This window comes from Roseateles sp. (genome assembly GCF_047654785.1).
Classification (GTDB): domain Bacteria; phylum Pseudomonadota; class Gammaproteobacteria; order Burkholderiales; family Burkholderiaceae_C; genus Pelomonas.
Window position 1 is genome coordinate 1,629,190 of sequence record NZ_JASGKQ010000003.1, and the last position, 21,976, is coordinate 1,651,165.

General features: G+C 69.7%; 20 protein-coding genes. 10 read left to right on the top strand and 10 right to left on the bottom strand.

Features of this window, described 5'->3' with window-relative positions:
* Positions 1-86: 86 nt before the first annotated feature.
* A complete protein-coding gene (locus QM788_RS16515; RefSeq protein ID WP_415662545.1) occupies positions 87-1,418 on the top strand; it encodes an MFS transporter in 1,332 nt (443 codons plus the stop codon).
* A gap of 61 nt (positions 1,419-1,479) precedes the next feature.
* A complete protein-coding gene (locus QM788_RS16520; RefSeq protein ID WP_415662546.1) occupies positions 1,480-2,154 on the top strand; it encodes a glutathione S-transferase family protein in 675 nt (224 codons plus the stop codon).
* On the opposite strand, the gene purL is transcribed toward QM788_RS16520, so the two are convergent.
* The 10 genes from purL to QM788_RS16570 form a co-directional block, all read right to left on the bottom strand.
* Positions 2,155-6,108 carry a phosphoribosylformylglycinamidine synthase gene (gene purL / locus QM788_RS16525; protein WP_415662547.1) on the bottom strand — a complete coding sequence of 1,318 codons (3,954 nt, stop codon included), beginning with the start codon at positions 6,106-6,108 and terminating at the stop codon, positions 2,155-2,157.
* 73 nt (positions 6,109-6,181) lie between these two features.
* The gene (locus tag QM788_RS16530; protein ID WP_415662548.1) at positions 6,182-7,492 is read right to left on the bottom strand and encodes a TRZ/ATZ family hydrolase; all 1,311 of its coding nucleotides are present in this window, start codon (positions 7,490-7,492) and stop codon (positions 6,182-6,184) included.
* A 12-nt stretch (positions 7,493-7,504) separates the two neighbouring features.
* Positions 7,505-8,470, bottom strand: coding sequence for a ribokinase (locus tag QM788_RS16535; protein WP_415662549.1), 966 nt, complete (start codon positions 8,468-8,470; stop codon positions 7,505-7,507).
* A gap of 67 nt (positions 8,471-8,537) precedes the next feature.
* Entirely contained in the window at positions 8,538-9,848 is a 1,311-nt protein-coding gene (gltA, locus tag QM788_RS16540) for a citrate synthase (RefSeq protein WP_415662550.1), read from the bottom strand.
* Positions 9,849-9,881: 33 nt separating this feature from the next.
* Complete coding sequence (locus QM788_RS16545; protein ID WP_415662551.1) at positions 9,882-10,133, bottom strand: succinate dehydrogenase assembly factor 2; 252 nt, start codon at positions 10,131-10,133, stop codon at positions 9,882-9,884.
* A 26-nt stretch (positions 10,134-10,159) separates the two neighbouring features.
* Positions 10,160-10,861: a succinate dehydrogenase iron-sulfur subunit gene (locus tag QM788_RS16550; RefSeq protein ID WP_415662552.1), complete on the bottom strand. Its 702-nt coding sequence runs from the start codon at positions 10,859-10,861 to the stop codon at positions 10,160-10,162.
* A gap of 7 nt (positions 10,862-10,868) precedes the next feature.
* The gene (sdhA, locus tag QM788_RS16555) at positions 10,869-12,638 is read right to left on the bottom strand and encodes a succinate dehydrogenase flavoprotein subunit (protein ID WP_415662553.1); all 1,770 of its coding nucleotides are present in this window, start codon (positions 12,636-12,638) and stop codon (positions 10,869-10,871) included.
* Positions 12,638-13,000: a succinate dehydrogenase, hydrophobic membrane anchor protein gene (sdhD, locus tag QM788_RS16560; protein ID WP_415662554.1), complete on the bottom strand. Its 363-nt coding sequence runs from the start codon at positions 12,998-13,000 to the stop codon at positions 12,638-12,640. Before sdhD ends, sdhA begins: the two co-directional genes overlap by 1 nt.
* Before the next feature lie 25 nt (positions 13,001-13,025).
* Positions 13,026-13,454 carry a succinate dehydrogenase, cytochrome b556 subunit gene (sdhC, locus tag QM788_RS16565; RefSeq protein ID WP_415662555.1) on the bottom strand — a complete coding sequence of 143 codons (429 nt, stop codon included), beginning with the start codon at positions 13,452-13,454 and terminating at the stop codon, positions 13,026-13,028.
* An 82-nt stretch (positions 13,455-13,536) separates the two neighbouring features.
* A complete protein-coding gene (locus QM788_RS16570) occupies positions 13,537-14,274 on the bottom strand; it encodes a GntR family transcriptional regulator (protein ID WP_415662556.1) in 738 nt (245 codons plus the stop codon).
* Between the two features lie 115 nt (positions 14,275-14,389).
* On the opposite strand from QM788_RS16570, the gene QM788_RS16575 reads away from it, so the two are divergent.
* The 8 genes from QM788_RS16575 (at position 14,390) to QM788_RS16610 (ending at position 21,730) form a co-directional block, all read left to right on the top strand.
* A complete protein-coding gene (locus tag QM788_RS16575; protein WP_415662557.1) occupies positions 14,390-15,376 on the top strand; it encodes a malate dehydrogenase in 987 nt (328 codons plus the stop codon).
* A gap of 21 nt (positions 15,377-15,397) precedes the next feature.
* Positions 15,398-16,171 (top strand): trans-aconitate 2-methyltransferase, encoded by a 774-nt coding sequence (gene tam / locus QM788_RS16580; protein ID WP_415662558.1) that lies wholly within the window; start codon positions 15,398-15,400, stop codon positions 16,169-16,171.
* Complete coding sequence (locus tag QM788_RS16585; RefSeq protein ID WP_415662559.1) at positions 16,168-17,169, top strand: HpcH/HpaI aldolase/citrate lyase family protein; 1,002 nt, start codon at positions 16,168-16,170, stop codon at positions 17,167-17,169. The genes tam and QM788_RS16585 overlap by 4 nt, the downstream gene beginning before the upstream one ends.
* 75 nt (positions 17,170-17,244) lie before the next feature.
* Complete coding sequence (locus tag QM788_RS16590; protein ID WP_415662560.1) at positions 17,245-17,880, top strand: hypothetical protein; 636 nt, start codon at positions 17,245-17,247, stop codon at positions 17,878-17,880.
* Between the two features lie 107 nt (positions 17,881-17,987).
* Entirely contained in the window at positions 17,988-18,263 is a 276-nt protein-coding gene (locus QM788_RS16595; protein ID WP_415662561.1) for an AbrB/MazE/SpoVT family DNA-binding domain-containing protein, read from the top strand.
* Positions 18,260-18,667: a type II toxin-antitoxin system VapC family toxin gene (locus QM788_RS16600; protein WP_415662562.1), complete on the top strand. Its 408-nt coding sequence runs from the start codon at positions 18,260-18,262 to the stop codon at positions 18,665-18,667. Before QM788_RS16595 ends, QM788_RS16600 begins: the two co-directional genes overlap by 4 nt.
* A 37-nt stretch (positions 18,668-18,704) precedes the next feature.
* A complete protein-coding gene (acnB, locus tag QM788_RS16605; protein WP_415662563.1) occupies positions 18,705-21,296 on the top strand; it encodes a bifunctional aconitate hydratase 2/2-methylisocitrate dehydratase in 2,592 nt (863 codons plus the stop codon).
* Between the two features lie 185 nt (positions 21,297-21,481).
* Positions 21,482-21,730, top strand: coding sequence for a hypothetical protein (locus QM788_RS16610; RefSeq protein WP_415662564.1), 249 nt, complete (start codon positions 21,482-21,484; stop codon positions 21,728-21,730).
* Positions 21,731-21,976 lie beyond the last annotated feature (246 nt).

Genomic DNA, 21,976 nt, shown 5'->3' on the forward strand with positions numbered 1-21,976 from the left:
TTGCACGCGGAGCGGAAATGTACGTTGATTGAGGCAGATCAACGAGTGGACATTTTGTCCTAGTCAACGACGGAGACAAACCCGCCATGGCCCTGAGCAGTACCTTCCAAGCCCCCCATCCCGGCCCGCTGACCCAGCGCAGCGACGAAGACCTGGCCCCCGGCGACATCGCCGTCGGCGTCATCATCGGCCGCGCGTCCGAATACTTCGATTTCTTCGTGTTCGGCATCGCGTCCGTGCTGGTATTCCCGCAGGTCTTCTTCTCGTTCGCCGACCCGCTGACCGGCACGCTGTACGCCTTCCTGATCTTCGCGCTGGCCTTCATCGTGCGGCCCATCGGCACGCTGATCGGCATGGAGATCCAGCGCCGCTTCGGCCGCTCCGCGAAGCTGACCGCCGCGCTCTTCCTGCTCGGCAGCTCCACGGTCGCCATGGGCCTGCTGCCCAGCTTCGCCGCGGCGGGCGACACCGCCATCGTGCTGCTGGCGCTGTGCCGCGTGGGCCAGGGCCTGGCGCTGGGCGGCTCGTGGGACGGCCTGCCCTCGCTGCTGGCGCTGAACGCGCCGCCCGCCCGCCGCGGCTGGTACGCGATGCTGGGGCAACTGGGCGCGCCGCTGGGCTTCTTCGTCGCGTCCAGCGTGTTCCTGTACGTCTACACCAGCCTGGACGCGAAGGACTTCCTGTCCTGGGGCTGGCGCTTCCCGTTCTTCACCGCGTTCGCCATCAACGTCGTGGCGCTGTTCGCCCGGCTGCGCCTGGTCGTCACGCACGAGTACGAGAAGCGCATGGAGGAGCATGAGCTCGACCCCGCGCACCTGCACGAACTGCTGCCCGCCCAGGGCCACCACATCATCGTCGGCGCCTTCGCGGCACTGGCCAGCTACGCGCTGTTCCACCTGGTGACGGTGTTCCCGCTGTCGTGGGTGGCGCTGTTCTCCGAGCAGAGCGTGGCCGACTTCATGAAGATGGAGCTGCTGGGCACCGCGTTCGCGGCCGTCTCGATGCTGATGTCGGGCCTGATCGCCGACAAGATGGGCCGCCGCAGCTTCCTGGGCACGCTGGCGCTGGCCATCGGCGCGTTCGCGCTGGTCGCGCCGCTGCTGCTGGGCGGCGGCAAGCCCGGGCAGACGGCCTTCCTGCTGATCGGCTTCGTGCTGCTGGGCCTGTCCTACGGCCAGGCGGCCGGCTCGGTGACGTCCAACTTCCTGCCGCACTTCCGCTACACCGGCGCCGCGCTGACGGCCGACCTGGCCTGGCTGCTGGGCGCCGCGTTCGCGCCGGTCGTGGTGCTGTTCCTGTCGTCGCGCTTCGGCCTGATGGCGGTCAGCGGCTACCTGCTGTCCGGCGCGGTCTGCACGCTGCTGGCGCTGCGGGTCAACAAGCGGCTGCAGGCGGCCGCCACCGTGGTGCAGGACTGAAACGTCCTCCTTCACGGCACCAGGCGGGCCCGCGGGTCCGCCACTTTTGAGCCGCACGACCATGGCCCTCACGCTGCATTACCACCCGCTGTCCTCCTGTTGCTGGAAGCTGTTGATCGCGCTGTACGAGAACGGCACGCCGTTCGAGGCCCGCATCGTCAACCTCGGCGATCCGGCCGACCGCGCCGCCCATGCACGCCTGTGGCCCAGCGCCAAGATCCCGCTGCTGGTGGACGGCGAGCGCGTGCTGCCCGAAACCTCCGTGCAGATCGAGTATCTGGACCGCCGCCACCCCGGCCGCGTCCGGCTGCTGCCGGAGGACTTCGACGCCCAGCTCGACGTGCGCCTGTGGGACCGCCTCTTCGACCTCTACGTGATGACGCCCATGCAGCGCTACATCGCGGAACTGCTGCGCCCCGCCGCCGAGCGCGACGCCCGTGACCAGGCCGTCTATGCCGATGCCCTCGGCCAGGCCTACGACCTGATCGAGGGCCGCCTCGGCGCCGGCCCCTGGGCGGCGGGCCGGCACTTCAGCATGGCCGACTGCGCCGCCGCGCCCGCGCTGTTCTACGCCGCCATCGTGCGGCCCTTCCCACCCGGCCACACACGACTGGCGGCCTACTTCGAGCGCCTGCTGGCCCGCCCCTCGGTGTGGCGCGCCATCGTGCAGGCCCGACCGTTCTTCCAGCACTACCCGCTGCAGGCGCAGCTGCCGCCGCGCTTCCTGGCGGGCTGATCAGCCCAACGCCCGGCGCGCGTTCTGGAACATGCGCAGCCAGGGGCTGTGCGTGCTCTTGTCACCCGGCGTCCAGCTCAGCTGCGCGTGGCGGAACACGCGCTCCGGGTGCGGCATCAGCGCGGTGAAGCGGCCGTCGGCCGTCGTCACGCTGGTCAGGCCGCCCGGGCTGCCGTTGGGGTTGAACGGATAGGCCTCGGTCGGCCGGCCGTGGTGGTCCACGAAGCGCATCGCGGCGATGGCCTTGGCCGCGTCGCCCTGGCGCGCGAAGTTCGCATAGCCCTCGCCGTGCGCGACGGCGATGGGCAGGCGGCTGCCGGCCATGCCGTGGAAGAAGACGCTGGGCGAGTCCAGCACCTCGACCAGCGACAGCCGCGCCTCGAACTGCTCGCTCTGGTTGCGCGTGAAGCGCGGCCAGGCGTCGGCGCCGGGGATGAGGGGCGCGAGCGCGGCCAGCATCTGGCAGCCGTTGCAGACGCCCAGGGCCAGCGTGTCGGGTCGCGTGAAGAAGGCGCGGAACTGCTCGGCCAGCACCGGGTTGAACATGATGCTGCGCGCCCAGCCCTCGCCCGCGCCCAGCGTGTCGCCGTAGCTGAAGCCGCCGCAGGCGACGAAGGCCGCGAAGCCGTCCAGCCTGACCGCGCCCGATTGCAGGTCGCTCATGTGGACGTCGCGGCTGTCGAAGCCGCCCAGCGCCATCGCGTAGGACATCTCGACGTGGGAGTTGACGCCCTGCTCACGCAGGATCGCCGCCTTCGGCTTCGCGCCGGTGTGGACGAACGGAGCCTCGGGCGTGAAGGTGAGGTGCAGATGCAGGCCGGGGTCGTCGGCCTGGCCGGCGGCGGCGTGCTCGGCGTCCGCGCAGGCCGGGTTGTCGCGCAGCTGGGCGATGCGCCAGCTCACCTCGTCCCAGGTCTGCTGCAAGGCGGTCAGGTCCGCGGCGAAGACCTTTTTCGCGTCGCGCCAGACCTCCATCTGCCGTGCCGCGTTGGGCTTGGCGACGACGTGGGCGTGTCTGGACAGGCCGTGCGCGCGCAGCACCTGCATGACGGCGTCGCGGTCGGCGGCGCGCACCTGGATCAGCGCGCCCAGTTCCTCGGCGAACAGCGCGCGCAGCGTCAGCTCGTCGCGGCGGGGGCCGATTTGCGCGGCCCAGTTCTTGGAGTCGCCCATGTCGGCACGGCTGTCGCTGATGCCGTCACCTTCGGTGACCAGCATGTCCACGTTCAGGCTCAGGCCGGTCTGGCCGGCGAAAGCCATCTCGCAGGCCGCCGCCCACAGGCCGCCGTCGGAGCGGTCGTGGTAGGCGAGCAGCTTGCCGTCGGCGCGCAGCGCGTTGATCGCATCGACCAGCGACACCAGCAGCTGCGGGTCGTCGAGGTCGGGCACCTCGTTGCCGAACTGGTTCAGCGTCTGCGCGAGGATGGAGCCGCCGAGGCGGTGCCGGCCCTGGCCGAGGTCGATCAGGATCAGCGCCGAGTCCTCGCACTGCCACTCCGGCGTCAGCGTGCCGCGCACGTCGGCGATGCTGGCGAAGGCGGTGACGATCAGCGACACCGGGGCGGTGACCTGCTGGCCCTCCCACTTGGTGCGCATCGACAGTGAATCCTTGCCGACCGGGATCGAGATGCCCAGCGCCGGGCACAGGTCCATGCCGACGGCCTTCACGGTGTCGAACAGCGCGGCGTCCTCACCGGCTTCGCCGCAGGCGGCCATCCAGTTGGCGCTCAGCTTCACGCGCGGCAGCTCGATCGGCGCGGCGAGCAGGTTGGTGATGGCCTCCGCCACCGCCATGCGGCCCGAGGCCGGCGCGTTGACGGCGGCCAGCGGCGTGCGCTCGCCCATGCTCATCGCCTCGCCGGCAAAGCCCTTGAAATCGGCCAGCGTGACGGCGCAGTCCGCCACCGGCAGCTGCCAGGGGCCGACCATCTGGTCGCGGTGGTTCAGGCCGCCGACGCTGCGGTCGCCGATGGTGACGAGGAAGCGCTTGCTCGCGACGGTCGGGTGGCGCAGCACGTCGAACGCGGCCTGCGCCAGCTGGACGCCGGTCAGGTCCAGCGCGCCGCCGTCGCGCGCCACGCGGGCCACGTCGCGCGTCATCTTGGGCGGCTTGCCGAGCAGCACGTCCATCGGCATGTCGATGGGGTACTCGTCGCCATCGGCCAGCTTCAGCTCGCGCTCCTCGGTCGTCACGCCGACCACGGCGAAGGGGCAGCGCTCGCGCTCGCACAGCGCCTGGAACAGCACCAAGCTCTCGGGCGCGATCGCCAGCACATAGCGCTCCTGGCTCTCGTTGCACCAGATTTCCTTGGGCGCGAGGCCCGATTCTTCGAGCGGCACGCTGCGCAGGTCGAAGCGCGCACCGCGGCCCGCGTCGTTGACCAGTTCGGGGAAGGCGTTCGAGATGCCGCCCGCGCCGACGTCGTGGATGGCCAGCACCGGGTTCTGCGCGCCCAGGCCCCAGCAGTGGTTGATGACCTCCTGCGCGCGGCGCTCGATCTCGGGGTTGCCGCGCTGCACGGAGTCGAAGTCCAGGTCCGCCGTGTTCGTGCCCGCCGCCATCGACGAGGCCGCGCCGCCGCCCATGCCGATGCGCATGCCGGGGCCGCCGAGCTGGATCAGCAGCGTGCCGGCGGGGAACTGGATCTTGTGGGTGAGGTCCGCGCGGATGCTGCCCAGCCCGCCCGCGATCATGATGGGCTTGTGGTAGCCGCGGCGCACGCCGGCCACCGTCTGCTCGAAGACGCGGAAATAGCCCGCCAGGTTGGGCCGGCCGAACTCGTTGTTGAAGGCCGCGCCGCCGAGCGGCCCGTCGATCATGATCTGCAGCGCCGACGCGATGTGCGCCGGCTTGCCGACCGGGTTCCGCTCCCAGGGCTCGGCCAGGCCCGGCAGGTGCAGGTTGGACACCGAGAAGCCCGTCAGCCCCGCCTTCGGCTTGGAGCCGCGGCCGGTCGCGCCCTCGTCGCGGATCTCGCCGCCCGCGCCGGTGGACGCGCCGGGGTGCGGCGAGATGGCCGTCGGGTGGTTGTGCGTCTCCACCTTCATCAGCACCTCGGCCTGCTCGTCGCGGGCCTGGTAGGCCGCGCCGGGCTGCGGCGCCGGCTGCCAGCGCTCGATGCGGTGGCCGGCCATGATGGCCGCGTTGTCCGAATACGCGACCACCGTGTGCTGCGGGTGCAGCTTCTCGGTGTTGCGGATCATGCCGAACAGGCTCAGCGGCTGCGCCTCGCCGTCGACGACGAAGCTGGCGTTGAAGATCTTGTGCCGGCAGTGCTCGCTGTTGGCCTGCGCGAACATCATCAGCTCGACGTCGCTGGGGTTGCGGCCCAGCTTGCGGAAGTTGGCGTCGAGGTAGTCGATCTCGTCGCCCGACAGCGCGAGGCCGAACTCGACGTTGGCGCGCTCCAGCGCCGCGCGGCCCTGGCCCAGCACGTCCACATGCGCCAGCGGCTCGGCCGTGCGCTCGTCGAACAGGCGGGCGGCGTCCTCGCGGCTGAAGCAGACCGACTCGGTCATGCGGTCGTGCAGCAGCGCGGCGCAGGCCTGCAGCTCGGCCTCGCCGAGGTGTCTGGCGCCGCCCAGCAGCCCCGGCTTCAGCGCGATGCGGTACTCGACGACGCGCTCCACGCGGCGCAGCGCCAGCCCGCAGTTGCGCGCGATGTCGGTGGCCTTGGACGCCCAGGGGCTGACCGTGCCGAAGCGCGGCGTGACGACGACCAGGTCGCCGCCGTCGGCCGCGTCGGCCGGCTCGCCGTAGGTCAGCAGCGCCGCGAAGCGCTCGCGCGCGTCGGCGGCCATCGCCGCGTCCGTCCACACCCAGTGCACCGCGCGGGCGCTGACGCCGCTGATGCGTTCATGGACCTGTTGCAACCGGCCCAGCAAGGCCCGGGCGCGGAACGTGGACAAGGCGTTGCCGCCCTCGAAACATTGCAGATGCAGGGTGCGGGTCATGGCGTCGGGAGGCGGCCGGCGTGAGGGAAAACGCGCATTCTAAAAGGCGCTCCCCGGCCCGACGCCCGGCCCTTCAGCCTTTCTGCATGCGGCCGACCACGTCGCGCACCTCGGCCAGCAGCGCGGGCACGTCGATCGTGGTCGGCTGGCGCTCGCGCAGCACCTGGCGGCCGCCGACCCAGACGTTGCTGACATGCTCGCGGCCGGCCACGTAGACCAGCTGCGCCGCCACGTTGTAGACCGGCTGGCATTCGACGCCGTCCAGCGACACGGCCACGCAGTCGGCCAGCTTGCCGGCCTCCAGCGAGCCGAGGTCGTCGCCGCGGCCCATGGCCTTGGCGGCGCGGATCGTCGCCATCTCCAGCGCGGTGCGCGCCGAGGCCACGGTCGGGTCGCCGGTGACGCCCTTGGCCAGCAGCGCGGCCGAGCGGATCTCGCCGAACATGTCGAGCCGGTTGTTGGACGCCGCGCCGTCCGTGCCGAGGATGGTGTTGACGCCCGCGGCCTCCAGCGCCTTCAAGGGCATCACGCCCGAGGCCAGCTTCAGGTTGGAGTTCGGGTTGTGGACCAGGTGCGCGCCCTTCCTCGCCATCAGCTCGATCTCGGTCTCGTCGAGGTGGACCATGTGGACGGCGATCATGCGTTCGCTGAACAGGCCCAGCCTATCGAGCCGCTCGATGGGGCGCACGCCGTGCTGCTTGACGCCGTCCGACACCTCGCCCGCCGTCTCGTGGATGTGGCAGTGCATCTGGATGTCGAGCCGCTCGGCCAGCTCGCGCAGCTTGACGAAGGTCTCGTCCGACACGGTGTACGGCGCATGCGGCGCGCTCGTCCAGTCCAGCAGCGCCTCGCCCTTGAACTGCTCGTAGGCGGCCACGCCCTTGGCGATGTAGTCGTCCGGGCCGGAGGCATAGCCGGTCGGGAAGTCGATGACGTTCATCGACACCGCGGCGCGCACGCCCGAGTCCACGGCGGCGCGGGCCATCGCGGTCGGGAAGAAATACATGTCGTTGATGTAGGTCGTGCCGCTGCGCAGGCCCTCGGCGGCGGCGAGCTTGCTGCCGAGGTAGGTCCAGTCCTCGCTAACCCAGCGCTTCTCCAGCGGCCAGATGTGGTTCTGCAGCCAGTCCATCAGCGGCACGTCGTCGGCGACGCCGCGCAGCAGCGTCATGGCCGAGTGCGCATGGCCGTTGATGAGGCCGGGGATCAGGATCTGCCCGGGCAGCTCGACACGCTCGGCCTGCGGGTACTGCGCCAGCAGCGCGTCGCGCGGGCCGACGGCGGCGATGCGCTCGCCGTCGATCAGCAGCGCATGGTCTTCCAGCACGCCCTCGCCGGGCTTCATCGTCAGCAGCCAGCGGGGCAGCAGCAGGGTGGGGCTCATGGGGGTTCTCCTTCAGGCTCTATCCGGACTGTCGATGAGTGGCGAGCTGCCGGCGGCCGGGTTCAGGTTCAACAGTGCTTCGACTTCGGCGCGGCGCGGCATCGCGTCCTGCACGCCGGCGCGGGACACGGCCAGCGCGGCGGCGGCCAGCGCGAACGCGAGCGCGGCGGCGACGGGGCGGCCTTCGGCCAGCGCCGTCACCAGCGCGCCGACCAGCGTGTCGCCCGCCCCCACGGTGTCCACGGCCTTCACCGCACGGGCCGGCACGCGGCGCGGGCCGTCGGCATCGGCCCAGCACAGGCCATCGCCGCCCAGCGACACCAGCACCGCCGCCGGGCCTTGCCGGCGCAGCGCGTCGGCCAGCGCTTCGGGCGTGGCCGCGGCGCCGCCCAGCGTCGCCATCAGCGCCTGCGCCTCCAACGCGTTGACGACCAGCAGGTCCACCAGCGGCAGCAGCCGCTCGCAGCCGGGCCGGTACGGCGCCGCGTTGAGCACGGTCTTCGCGCCGGCCGCATGCGCACGCTCGAAGGCGCGGGCGATGCTCTGCAGCGGCAGCTCCTGCTGCGCCACCAGCCAGCGCAGGCCGGCCATGTCCAGCGCCTCGACCTGCGCCAGCGGCAGCGTGCCGTTGGAGCCGGCCACGGTGACGATCTGGTTCTCGGCGTCCTCGGCGCCGACGACGATCAGCGCGACGCCGGGCGCCTCGTCGGCCGGCTGGACGACGGCGCGCGTGTCGACGCCCTCCGCCACCAGCTGCGCCACCAGCGCCGCGCCGTTCTCCTGCAGCCCGACGCGCGCCGCCAGCGCCACGCGCGCGCCCAGGCGCGCCGCGGCCACCGCCTGGTTCGCGCCCTTGCCGCCCAGGCAGGAGCCGAAGCGCTGGCCGCGCAGCGTCTCGCCCGGCAGCGGCAGGCGCGGCGCATGGACGATGAGGTCGCGGTTGACGCTGCCGAGGATGAGGATCTCTGGTCGGGTCATCGGGGCTCCCAATGAAAGAACCCCTCGGGGGCACCGAGGGGTTCGCGGTGAGGCGGCAACCGGCGGATCAGCGCTGGGCGATGGGCCTGACGTCGCGCGGCGTCGCGCCGACGAACAGCTGGCGCGGGCGGCCGATCTTGTATTCGGGGTCGCCGATCATCTCATTGAGCTGGGCGATCCAGCCCACCGTGCGGGCCAGCGCGAAGATGGCGGTGAACAGCGGCACCGGGATGCCGATGGCGCGCTGCACGATGCCCGAGTAGAAGTCCACGTTCGGGTAGAGCTTGCGGGCGACGAAGTACTCGTCCTCCAGCGCGATCTGCTCCAGCTTCATCGCCAGCTCGAACAGCGGGTCGTTCTGCAGGCCCAGCTCGGCCAGCACCTCGTGGCAGGTCTCGCGCATCAGCTTGGCGCGCGGGTCGTAGTTCTTGTAGACGCGGTGGCCGAAGCCCATCAGCTTGACGCCGGAGTTCTTGTCCTTGACCTTGCTGATGAAGTCGCCGATCCGCGCGACGCCGCCCTGCTTCTGAATGTCGCCCAGCATGTTCAGGCAGGCCTCGTTGGCGCCGCCGTGCGCGGGGCCCCACAGGCAGGCCACGCCAGCCGCGATGGCCGCGAACGGGTTGGTGCCCGACGAGCCGCACAGCCGCACGGTCGAAGTCGACGCGTTCTGCTCGTGGTCGGCGTGCAGCGTGAAGATGCGGTCCATCGCGCGCACCAGCACGTCGTTGGGCTTGTACTCCTCGCACGGCGTGGCGAACATCATGCGCATGAAGTTGCCGGCGTAGGACAGGTCGTTCTTCGGGTAGATGTAGGGCTGGCCGATGGTGTACTTGTAGGCCATGGCCACCAGCGTCGGCATCTTGGCGATCAGCCGGATCGCCGCGATCTCGCGGTGCTCGGGGTTATTGATGTCGGTGCTGTCGTGATAGAAGGCCGACAGCGCGCCGACCAGGCCGGTCATGACGGCCATCGGGTGGGCGTCGCGGCGGAAGCCGCGCAGGAAGAACTGCATCTGCTCGTTGACCATCGTGTGATGGGTGACGCGGTTCTCGAAGTCGGCCTTCTGGCTCTCGTTGGGCAGTTCCCCGTACAGCAGCAGGTAGCAGGTCTCGAGGTAGTCGCAGTTCACCGCGAGCTGCTCGATGGGGTAGCCGCGGTACAGCAGCTCGCCCTTGTCGCCGTCGATGTAGGTGATCGTGGAATTGCACGACGCGGTGCTCAGGAAGCCCGGGTCGTAGGTGAACTTGCCGGTCTGGCCGTAGAGCTTGCGGATGTCGATGACATCCGGGCCGATGCTGCCCTTGTACAGGGGCAGGTCCATCGAGGGGCTGCCGTCGGAGAACGACAGGGTGGCTTTCACGTCGGACGGGGTCATGGTGCAGTCCTTTGAGGCTTTGAAAAACGGATGTCAGGTGCGCAGGTCGGCGAGCACGCCCCGCACCGCAGCGGTGTCGATTTCACCACTGGGCTCCTTGCGGCGCAGCAGCAGGTCCAAAAGGTCGTTGTCGGCCAGGTCCATCAGCGCCGTCAGGCCATCGGCCTGGAGCGTGGTGACGCCGTGCGGATGACGGTTGAAGAAGCGCTCGATGAACAAGTCGTTCTCGAGCAGGCCCCGGCGGCAGCGCCAGCGCAGCTTGGACAGCGCGCGTTCGTCGATCATCGGGGCCTGTGCCTGCGCCATCGTCGTCAGACCGCGCGGCGGACCATCAGTTCCTTGATCTTGCCGATGGCCTTCGTGGGGTTCAGGCCCTTGGGGCAGACGTCCACGCAGTTCATGATGGTGTGGCAGCGGAACAGGCGGTAGGGGTCTTCGAGGTTGTCCAGGCGCTCGGCCGTGGCTTCGTCGCGGCTGTCGGCGATGAAGCGGTAGGCCTGCAGCAGGCCGGCGGGGCCGACGAACTTGTCGGGGTTCCACCAGAAGCTGGGGCAGCTCGTCGAGCAGCTCGCGCACAGGATGCATTCGTACAGGCCGTCCAGCTCCTCGCGCTCGACGGGCGACTGCAGGCGCTCCTTCTCGGGCGGCGGGTTGTCGTTGACGAGGTAGGGCTTGATCGAGTGGTACTGCTTGAAGAACTGCGTCATGTCGACGATCAGGTCGCGCACGACGGGCAGGCCCGGCAGCGGCTTCAGCGTGATGACGCCCGGCAGCGTGCGCATGTTCGTCAGGCAGGCCAGGCCGTTCTTGCCGTTGATGTTCATCGCGTCCGAGCCGCACACGCCTTCGCGGCAGGAGCGGCGGAAGGACAGCGTCGGGTCCACGGCCTTCAGCTTGACCAGGGCGTCCAGCAGCATGCGCTCGTGACCGTCGAGTTCGATCTCGAGGGTCTGCATGTAGGGCTTGGCGTCCTTGTCGGGGTCGTAGCGGTAGATCTGGAAGGTGCGCTTCATGGCTGACTCAGAAGGTGCGAACTTTGGGAGGCACGGATTCGACCGTGAGCGGCTGAAGATTGACCGGCTTGTAGTCCAGGCGGTTGCCTTCGGAGTACCAGAGCGTGTGCTTCATCCAGTTCGCGTCGTCGCGGTTCGGGTAGTCGTTGTGCGCGTGGGCGCCCCGGCTCTCGGGCCGGGCGGCGGCAGAGATCATCGTCGCCTGGGCGGCTTCGATGAGGTTCTCGACTTCCAGCGCCTCGACGCGCTCGGTGTTGAAGACCTTGGACTTGTCCTTCAGGCCGATGCCGCCGACGCGCGCGGCGACTTCCTTGATCTTGCGCACGCCCTCGTCCATCGAGGCCTGCGTGCGGAACACGCCGGCATGCTTCTGCATGGTCGAGCGGATGTCGTTGGCGACGTTCTGCGCGTACTCGCCGCTGGTGGCCGACTCCAGCCGCGCCAGGCGGGCCAGCGTGCGGTCGGCAGCGTCCTTGGGCAGCTCCTTGTGCGACTTCGTCTTCAGGTTGAAGTCGACGATGTGGTTGCCGGCCGCACGGCCGAAGACCACCAGGTCCAGCAGCGAGTTGGTGCCCAGGCGGTTGGCGCCATGCACCGACACGCAGGAGCACTCGCCCACCGCGTAGAGGCCGTTGATGATGTCGTTGTGCCTGCCGTTGCGCGGGATCACCACCTGGCCATGCACATTCGTCGGGATGCCGCCCATCTGGTAGTGGATGGTCGGCACGACGGGGATGGGTTCCTTCGTGATGTCGACGTTGGCGAAGTTGTGGCCGATCTCCAGCACCGAGGGCAGGCGCTTGGCGATGGTCTCGGCGCCGAGGTGGGTCATGTCCAGCAGCACGTAGTCCTTGTTGGGACCGCAGCCGCGACCTTCCTTGATCTCCTGGTCCATCGAGCGGGACACGAAGTCGCGCGGCGCCAGGTCCTTCAGCGTCGGCGCGTAGCGCTCCATGAAGCGCTCGCCGTTGCTGTTGCGCAGGATCGCGCCCTCGCCGCGGCAACCCTCGGTCAGCAGCACGCCCGCGCCGGCCACGCCGGTCGGGTGGAACTGCCAGAACTCCATGTCTTCCAGCGGGATGCCGGCGCGCGCCGCCATGCCCAGGCCGTCGCCGGTGTTGATGAAGGCATTGGTGCTGGCCGCGAAGATGCGGCCGGCGCCGCCGGTGGCCAGCAGCACGGTCTTGGCGTGCAGGATGTGGACCTCGCCGGTCTCCATCTCCAGCGCGGTCACGCCGACGGCGTCGCCCTCGGCGTCGCGGATGATGTCCAGCGCCATCCACTCGACGAAGAAGTTCGTGCGCGCCTTGACGTTCTGCTGGTACAGCGTGTGCAGCAGCGCGTGGCCGGTGCGGTCGGCGGCGGCGCAGGCGCGCTGCACGGGCTTCTCGCCGTAGTTGGCGGTGTGGCCGCCGAAGGGGCGCTGATAGATGGTGCCGTCGGCGTTGCGGTCGAACGGCATGCCGAAGTGCTCCAGCTCGTACACGACCTTGGGCGCTTCGCGGCACATGAACTCGATGGCGTCCTGGTCACCGAGCCAGTCCGAGCCCTTGACGGTGTCGAAGAAGTGGTAGTGCCAGTTGTCCTCGCTCATATTGCCCAGCGAGGCGCCGATGCCGCCTTGCGCGGCGACGGTGTGCGAGCGGGTCGGGAAGACCTTGGACAGCACGGCCACGTTCAGGCCGGCCAGCGCCAGCTGCAGCGAGGCGCGCATGCCGGAGCCACCGGCTCCGACGATGACCACGTCGAACTTGCGGGTCGAAATCTTTGCCGTCATCACAGCCTCCACAGCACCTGGATTGCCCAGCCGGCACAGCCGAGCAGCCACACGATAGAAAACACTTGCAGGGCCAGCCGCACGCCGACGGACTTCACGTAGTCCATCCAGATGTCCCGCACGCCCACCCAGGCGTGCCAGGCCAGCGCGACGACGGTGACGAAGGTCAGCACCTTCATCCATTGCTGCGAGAAGATGGCCGCCCAGCGGTCATAGCCCAGCGGCTCGCCGGGCATCAGCACCTGCACGAGCAGGGCCAGGGTGAACAGGGCCATCAGCACGGCGGTGACGCGCTGCGCCAGCCAGTCCCGCAGGCCGTAGTGCGCGCCGACGACGAGGCGCTTGGAGCCGAAAGTGCTCATTGTTGTTCCTTCGCAGGGGTGGGGTTCAGTACAGGCCGAACAGCTTGGCGCCCAGCGCCAGCGTCAGCAGCGTGCTCAGGCCCAGCGTGGCGACGGCCGTGCTGTGGCCCTGGGCCTTGCTGACGCTGTGCGTGGCGTCCATCCACAGGTGGCGCACGCCGGCGATGAAATGGAGCAGGTAGCCCCAGATCAGGGCCAGCGCCACCAGCTTGATGAACCAGCCCGGCAGGCCGCCGACGCCGGCCACGAACACGTTGGTGAAGGACTCGAAGGAGATCTCCGACGTGAGGCTGTTGTCCAGCATCCAGACCACGAAGGGCAGCAGCAGGAACATCAGCAGCCCGCTGACGCGGTGCAGGATGGAGACGATGCCGGCGGGCGGGAGGCGGTACCTGACGATTTGCGTGACGTGGATGTTGCGGAATTCCGGTCTTGCCTTGGCGCTGTTCGTCATGATCGAGCCTGGGTAATCAATGTGAAACCGAACGATTCTAGGCCCAAGAATTCACGCATGCTGCACTGCGTCATCGTCAGCTTCAGTTCAAGTCGTTGCGGTAATGGTCGGCCTCCGTGTGGTAGAGCCCGCGGCGCAGTTCGACCGGCCGGTCGCCGTAGGTGAAGGCCACGCGCTCCACGCTCAGCAGCGGGCTGCCGGGCGGCAGGCCGAGCAGCGCGGCCGCGTCGCCGCCGGCGGCCACCGCGCGCAGCTTCTCCTCGGCGCGCACCATGTGCACGCCGAAGCGCGCCTCGAACAGCGCGTACAGCGTGCCCGGATAGGCGTCGATCACCTCGGCCGCCAGGCCCTGGAAATGCCGCTCGGGCAGCCACAGGTCGTCCAGCACCACGGGCCGCCCGTCGCGCAGCAGCAGCCGGCGCACCTCGATGACCGGCTCGCCCGCGCGCAGCTGCAGCGCCCGCGCCGCCTCGGCCGTGGCGCGGGCACGGCGGCAATGCAGCAGCCGGCGCGTGAAACCGGCCGTTCCGCCATCGGCCACCAGCCGCAGGAAGCGGTAGGCGTCGCGCGGCGCCGTGTGCGTGGCGACGAAGGTGCCGGCGCCCTGGCGGCGCTCGACGACGTGGGCGGCCGCCAGCTCGTCGAGCGCGCGGCGCACCGTGCCGGGGCTGGCCGCGAAGCGCGTGGCCAGCGCAGCCTCGCTGGGCAGCGCGTCGCCGGGCTTCCATTCGCCCGCGGCCAGCGCGCTGACGATGAGCTGGCGGATCTGTTCGTACAACGGCGCCGCAGCGCGCCGGGGAGCTTTGACCATGGGGGCCATTGCAGCACGAGCCCGGGGCCGCCAGGGCAAGCCCGTACACTTGCCCGCCATCGGGCGGCGCCCGCGCTGCCGACGCCCCACTCACCCGTTTCAACCCCTGTCCTCGGAGACCTCCATGAGCAAGAAACCCGTTCGCGTCGCCGTCACCGGCGCTGCTGGCCAGATCGGCTACGCCCTGCTGTTCCGCATCGCCTCCGGCGAGATGCTGGGCAAGGACCAGCCCGTCATCCTGCAACTGCTGGAGATCCCCGACGAGAAGGCCCAGAACGCGCTGAAGGGCGTGATCATGGAACTGGAGGACTGCGCGTTCCCGCTGCTGGCCGGCGTCGAGGCCCACAGCGACCCGATGACCGCCTTCAAGGACACCGACTACGCGCTGCTCGTCGGCTCGCGCCCGCGCGGCCCGGGCATGGAACGCGCCGAACTGCTGGCCGTCAACGGCGCCATCTTCACGACCCAGGGCAAGGCGCTGAACGCCGTCGCCTCGCGCAACGTCAAGGTGCTGGTGGTCGGCAACCCGGCCAACACCAACGCCTACATCGCGATGAAGTCGGCCCCGGACCTGCCGGCCAAGAACTTCACCGCCATGCTGCGCCTGGACCACAACCGCGCCGCCTCGCAGCTGGCCGCCAAGACCGGCAAGGCCGTCGCCGCGATCGAGAAGCTGGCCGTGTGGGGCAACCACTCGCCGACGATGTACGCCGACTACCGCAACGCCACGATCGACGGCCAGTCGGTCAAGGCCATGATCAACGACGAAGCCTGGAACCGTGACGTGTTCCTGCCCACCGTCGGCAAGCGCGGCGCCGCCATCATCGCGGCGCGCGGCCTGTCCTCGGCCGCCTCGGCCGCCAACGCCGCCATCGACCACATGCGCGACTGGGCGCTGGGCACGAACGGCAAGTGGGTGACGATGGGCGTCCCGTCCAACGGCGAATACGGCATCCCGAAGGACGTCATGTTCGGCTACCCGGTCACCTGCGAAGGCGGCGAGTACAAGATCGTCGAAGGCATCGCCATCGACGAGTTCTCGCAGGAGTGCATCAACAAGACCCTGAAGGAACTGACGGACGAGCAGGACGGCGTCAAGCACCTGCTGTAAACCCGCCACCCCGGAAGCGGCATGAAGGACTGGAACCCCGATCTCTACCGCCGCTTCGAGGACGAGCGCACCCGCCCTGCCCGCGACCTGCTGGCGCGGGTGCCGCTCGAAGCGCCGCGCCGGGTCGTCGACCTCGGCTGCGGCCCCGGCAACTCCACGCAGCTGCTGGCCGAACGCTTCCCCGAGGCCGACCTCACCGGCATCGACAACTCCCCCGCCATGCTGGCCAGCGCCCGCGAGCGCCTGCCCGGCTGCCGCTTCGAGCTGGCCGACATCGCCGGCTGGACGCCCGGCGACGCGCCCGACCTGATCTACGCCAACGCCTCGCTGCAATGGGTGGGCGGCCACGAGACCCTGCTGCCGCGCCTGCTGGGCCTGCTCGCGCCCGGCGGCGTGCTGGCCGTGCAGATGCCCGACAACCGCGACGAACCCACGCACCGCGCGATGCGCGAGCTGGCCGCGCAGGCGCCGTTCGCCGCGCTGATCGGCGACACGCGCCAACTGCGCACCGAGCTGCTGGGGCTGGACGGCTACTACGACCTGCTGGCGCCGCTCAGCGCCGCGCTGGACCTGTGGCGCACCGCCTACCAGCACCCGATGGACTCGCCCGCGCGCATCGTCGAGTGGGTGAGCGGCACGGGGCTGCGGCCCTTCGTGGACCCGCTGCCCGAGCCCGAGCGCGCGCAGTTCCTCGCCGCCTACGGGCAGCGCATCGCCGACAGCTACCCGCCACGCGCGGACGGCCGGCGGCTGCTGGCCTTCCCGCGCCTGTTCTTCATCGCCCGCCGCCCATGACGCCCAACGTCCACCCACGCGACGCGCTGTTCGAGCCCGGCGCGGCCACGCCGCCGCGGCTGCCCGTCGTCGATCACTACTGCGGCGTCGAGGCCCGCATGCGCAAAAGCCTGGCACTGCAGGCCGAACTCGGCCCCGTGTTCGACGTCACGCTGGACGCCGAGGACGGCGCCCCGGTCGGCGGCGAGGCCGAGCACGCGCTGCTGATCGCCGAGCTGGCGACGAGCGCCGCCAACCGCTTCGGCCGCGTCGGCGCCCGCGTCCACCCGTGGCGCCACGCCGCCTTCGAGGCGGACGTGGACACGCTGGTCGCCCGGGCCGGCCGCCGGCTGGCCTACCTGATGATCCCCAAGCCCGAGGGCGCCGACGACGTGGACCGCGCCGCCGCCGCCATCGACGCCGCCTGCCACCGCCACGGCGTGCCCCGGCTGCCGCTGCAGGTGCTGATCGAAACCCACGGCGCGCTGCGCGAGGTGTTCCGCATCGCCGCGCACCCGCGCATCGAATCGCTGTCCTTCGGGCTGATGGACTTCGTCTCCGCGCACGGCGGCGCCATCCCCAAGGCGGCGATGGCGCTGCCGGGGCAGTTCGAGCACCCGCTGGTCGTGCGCGCCAAGCTGGAGATCGCCGCCGCCGCGCACGCCTTCGGCAAGGTGCCGTCGCACGGTGTCGTCACCGAGTTCCGCGACACCGCGCGCCTGGCCGACGCCACCCGCCGCGCCGCGCGCGAGTTCGGCTACACGCGCATGTGGAGCATCCACCCGGACCAGATCCGCCCCATCATCAACGCCTTCGCGCCGGCCGCCGACGAGGTCGCCGAGGCCGCCGAACTGCTGCTCGCCGCCCAGGCCGCCCAGTGGGCGCCGACCGCCTTCCGCGACCGCCTGCACGACCGCGCCAGCTACCGCTATTTCTGGGCGGTGCTGGAGCGCGCCGAGCGCACCGGCCGCCTGCCCGCCGACGCCCGGTCGGCGTTCTTCCCCGCCCCCGTCGGGTAAAGCGAGCAAGCCCGGCACCGCACCGCGCCGGACAATGCAGCCCGACACCCGCCCACCTCTTTCGCCCCACACCCGATGTTCCAGACCTCCCTCCGCGGCGCCGCCGCCGCCCTGATCCTCTGCGCCGCCCTCCCCGCGCTGGCGCAGACCGCCCCCGCCAAGGCTGCGGTGGCCAGGCCCGCAGTCACGGCCAAACCGGCCGCCAAGCCGGCAGCCAAACCGGTGGCCAAGCCCGCCGCCAAAGCCGCCGCCAAGCCTGCGAAGGTCGCCAAGAAGAAGACCCCGCCGCCCCCGCCCGAGCCCGTGCTGGCGGACGCCGACGACGCCCAGCTCGCCGCCGCCGAACGCGCCTACCTCGGCGGCTACGCCTGCGAGTTCAAGGAAACCGTGCAGATCGAGAAGCACCCCAAGGCGGCCGGCTACATCGACGTGAAGTGGCAGAAGCACGTCTTCACGATGAAGCCCGTGCTGTCGTCCACCGGCGCGCTGCGCCTGGAAGACGTCACCGGCCGCACGCTGATGATCCAGATCGCCAACAAGTCCATGCTGCTGGACACCAAGATCGGCCAGCGCATCCTGGACGACTGCATCCACGCCGAGCAGGCCCGGCTGATCGAGGAAGCGAAAGCCGCCCGCATCAACGACCCCGAGGCCGAAGCCGCCGCCGCGGCGCGCAATGGCCTGGGCATCACGACCGGCACCGCGCAGTGACGCATCCGGCTTGAAGAGCCGGCACCAGGTATGTAGAATCGATGCATACTTTTTGATGCATACCTGAGCCTGCGGCCCACCGGCCGCAGCCCCTTGCTGGAGGCGCCATGGAAGCCACTGTTGCCGAACGCGGGCAGATCACGCTGCCCAAGGCCGTCCGCGATGCGCTGGGCCTGACCAAGGGCACGACGCTCAAGGTCGAGCTGGACGGCGGGCGCATCGTGCTGCGCAAGAACGTCGATGACGCGATCTCGCGCCTGCGCGGCCGCTTCAAGCTCGACGGCTTCGCCAACACCGACGAGGCCATGCGCGCCATCCGCGGCCATGCGCCCGGCGACCCCTACCTGCCGCCCGAACCCGACAACGGGGACGGCACGCCTTGATCGCCACCGACTCTTCCGTGCTGATCGACCTGATCGCCGGCGACGACGACGCCAGCACCAGCGCCGCCGAGGCCGTGCGCCAGGCACTGCACGTCGGCCCGGTCGTGCTGTGCGAAGTCGCGCTGGCGGAAGTCTGCACCGCCTTCAAGGATGGCACCGACGTGCTCCAGTTCCTCGAAGACATGGGGCTGCGCTTCGACGCGATGGAGGCCAAGTCGGCCCTGCGTGCCGGCGAGATGCAGCGCCGCTACCGCCAGCGTGGCGGCAACCGCACCCGCACCGTGGCCGACTTCCTGATCGGCTCCCACGCCATGATGCAGTGTGACGGCCTGATCACGCGCGACGTGGGCTTCTATCGAGACTATTTCAAAGGGCTGAGGATCGTCGTCCCGACCTCGGCCTGACCTGCTGCCCGACCTGCCGATTCAACGGAGAAACACCATGCTTCAAGCCTATCGCCAACACACAGCCGAACGCGCCGCCCTCGGCATCCCGCCCCTTGCGCTGGATGCCAAGCAGGTCGCCGAGCTGATCGAGCTCATCAAGGCCCCGCCGGCCGGCGAGGACGCCTTCCTGCTCGACCTGCTGACCCACCGCGTGCCGCCCGGCGTGGACGACGCGGCCAAGGTCAAGGCCAGCTTCCTGGCCGCCGTCGCGCACGGCGACATCCAGGTCGCGCTGATCTCGCGCGCCAAGGCCACCGAGCTGCTCGGCACCATGGTGGGCGGCTACAACGTGCATCCGCTGATCGAACTGCTGGACGATGCCGAAGTCGCCGGCGTCGCCGCCGACGCGCTGAAGAAGACGCTGCTGATGTTCGACTACTTCAACGACGTCGCCGCCAAGGCCAAGGCCGGCAATGCCAAGGCCCAGGAAGTGATGCAAAGCTGGGCCGACGCCGAGTGGTTCACCGGCCGCCCCGAGGTCGAGAAGAAGATCACCGTCACCGTCTTCAAGGTGCCGGGCGAGACCAACACCGACGACCTCTCCCCCGCCCCCGACGCCTGGAGCCGCCCGGACATCCCGCTGCACTACCTGGCGATGCTGAAGAACACCCGCCCCGACGCGGCCTTCAAGCCCGAGGAAGACGGCAAGCGCGGCCCGATGCAGTTCATCGAGGACCTGAAGAAGAAGGGCCACTTGGTCGCCTACGTCGGCGACGTGGTCGGCACCGGCTCCTCGCGCAAGTCCGCCACCAACAGCGTCATCTGGGCCACGGGCCAGGACATTCCCTTCGTGCCGAACAAGCGCTTCGGCGGCGTCACGCTGGGCGGCAAGATCGCGCCGATCTTCTTCAACACGCAGGAAGACTCCGGCTCGCTGCCCATCGAGGTGGACGTCAGCAAGCTGGAGATGGGCGACGTCATCGACGTGCTGCCCTACGACGGCAAGATCCTGAAGAACGGCGAGACGGTCGCCGAGTTCAAGCTCAAGAGCGACGTGCTGCTGGACGAAGTGCGCGCCGGCGGCCGCATCAACCTCATCATCGGCCGCTCGCTGACCGCCAAGGCGCGCGAGTTCCTGGGCCTGCCCGCCTCCACGCTGTTCCGCCTGCCGCAAGCCCCTGCCGCGTCGAACGCCGGTTTCACGCTGGCGCAGAAGATGGTGGGCCGCGCCGTCGGCCTGCCCGAAGGCCAGGGCGTGCGCCCCGGCACCTACTGCGAGCCACGCATGACCACCGTGGGCAGCCAGGACACCACCGGCCCGATGACCCGCGACGAGCTGAAGGACCTGGCCTGCCTGGGCTTCAGCGCCGACATGGTGATGCAGAGCTTCTGCCACACGGCCGCCTACCCCAAGCCCGTGGACGTGAAGACCCACCGCGAGCTGCCCGCCTTCATCAGCAACCGCGGCGGCGTCGCGCTGCGCCCCGGTGACGGCGTCATCCACTCCTGGCTGAACCGCCTGCTGCTGCCCGACACCGTCGGCACCGGCGGCGACTCGCACACCCGCTTCCCCATCGGCATCAGCTTCCCCGCCGGTTCCGGCCTCGTCGCCTTCGGCGCGGCCACCGGCGTGATGCCGCTGGACATGCCCGAATCGGTGCTGGTGCGCTTCAAGGGCGAACTGCAGCCGGGCGTGACGCTGCGCGACCTCGTGCACGCGATCCCGCTGTACGCCATCAAGGCCGGCCTGCTGACCGTCGCCAAGGCCGGCAAGAAGAACATCTTCTCGGGCCGCATCCTCGAAATCGAGGGCCTGCCGGACCTGAAGGTCGAGCAGGCGTTCGAACTGTCCGACGCCAGCGCCGAGCGCTCGGCGGCCGGCTGCACGATCAAGCTCAACCCGGCGCCGATCAAGGAATACTTGACCAGCAACGTCGTGCTGATGAAGAACATGATCGCCGACGGCTACCAGGACGCGAAGACGCTGCAACGCCGCATCGAGAAGGTCGAGGCCTGGCTCGCCAAGCCCGAGCTGCTGGAGGCCGACAAGGACGCCGAATACGCCGCCGTCATCGAGATCGACCTGGCCGACATCAAGGAACCCATCGTCTGCTGCCCGAACGACCCGGACGACGCCAAGTTCCTGTCCGAAGTGGCCGGCACCAAGATCGACGAAGCCTTCATCGGCTCGTGCATGACCAACATCGGCCACTTCCGCGCGGCGGCCAAGCTGCTGGGCGGCCAGCGCGACATCCCGGTCAAGCTGTGGGTCGCGCCGCCGACCAAGATGGACCAGAACGAGCTCATCAAGGAAGGCCACTACGCCGCCTTCGGCACGGCCGGCGCACGCACCGAAATGCCGGGCTGTAGCCTGTGCATGGGCAACCAGGCCCAGGTGCGCGAGGGCGCCACGGTGATCTCCACCTCCACCCGCAACTTCCCGAACCGGCTGGGCAAGAACACCAACGTGTTCCTTGGCTCGGCGGAACTCGCCGCCATCGCGTCCCGCCTGGGCCGGTTGCCGACCAAGGAGGAATACCTGAAGGAGATGGGCGTCATCGACGCCGACAAGGCCAGCGTCTACCGCTACATGAACTTCGACCAGATCGAGGAATACGCGGACGCGGCCAAGGCGGTGGCGGCCTGATCCTGATTTGACGGGCATGCCAAGCCCCGCCGGCCTCTCACGGGCCGGCGGGGCTTTCTTTCACCTCACATCGACTCTCCATGTCCATCCAACACCAGTCAACCTAAAAACGGCAGTTGCCCCATCCGAAAGGGCTGCAGAGCGAGCAGTGGAGCGGAGTTGAGCCGATAGGTCAGACTCACCCGATGGGTGAAGCAAGACACAGGGCGATAGCGCGCCGTGGTGAGGCCGGGCAGGCGGAACAGGCGCAGGTGGTGGACACGCTGGGCGGGCGCATGCACGTTCGGTGGGACGAGGCGGCCTCGGCGACGCCGCACGGACAGTTGGCGTTCTTCGCGCAGTTCCTGGCGGCCACGGGGGTTGGCGATCTGCGGATTTTTGGTTTGCCTAAATGGCGGCAGGCTGGACGATGCCAAGGAGAACTTGCCACCTGAGCGTGCTTCTGTACGCCCAAGAGTTGACGCCCAGAAACTTCTCGAATTCCATAGGAGGGGGCGATGGTCCTGCGTCTGTTCCAGCTTATCCGTGACTTCGTTCGGACGCGCCCAGTGCCATATCTGGGAACAGTCGCACTCGTCATTGTGCTTGCAGGCTGTGGCGGCGGAGGTGGTGGAGGTGCTCCTGCGATGCAAGCGCCAGCGAACCTATCGTATTCCCAACCAGCGCCCCTTCAGATTGGG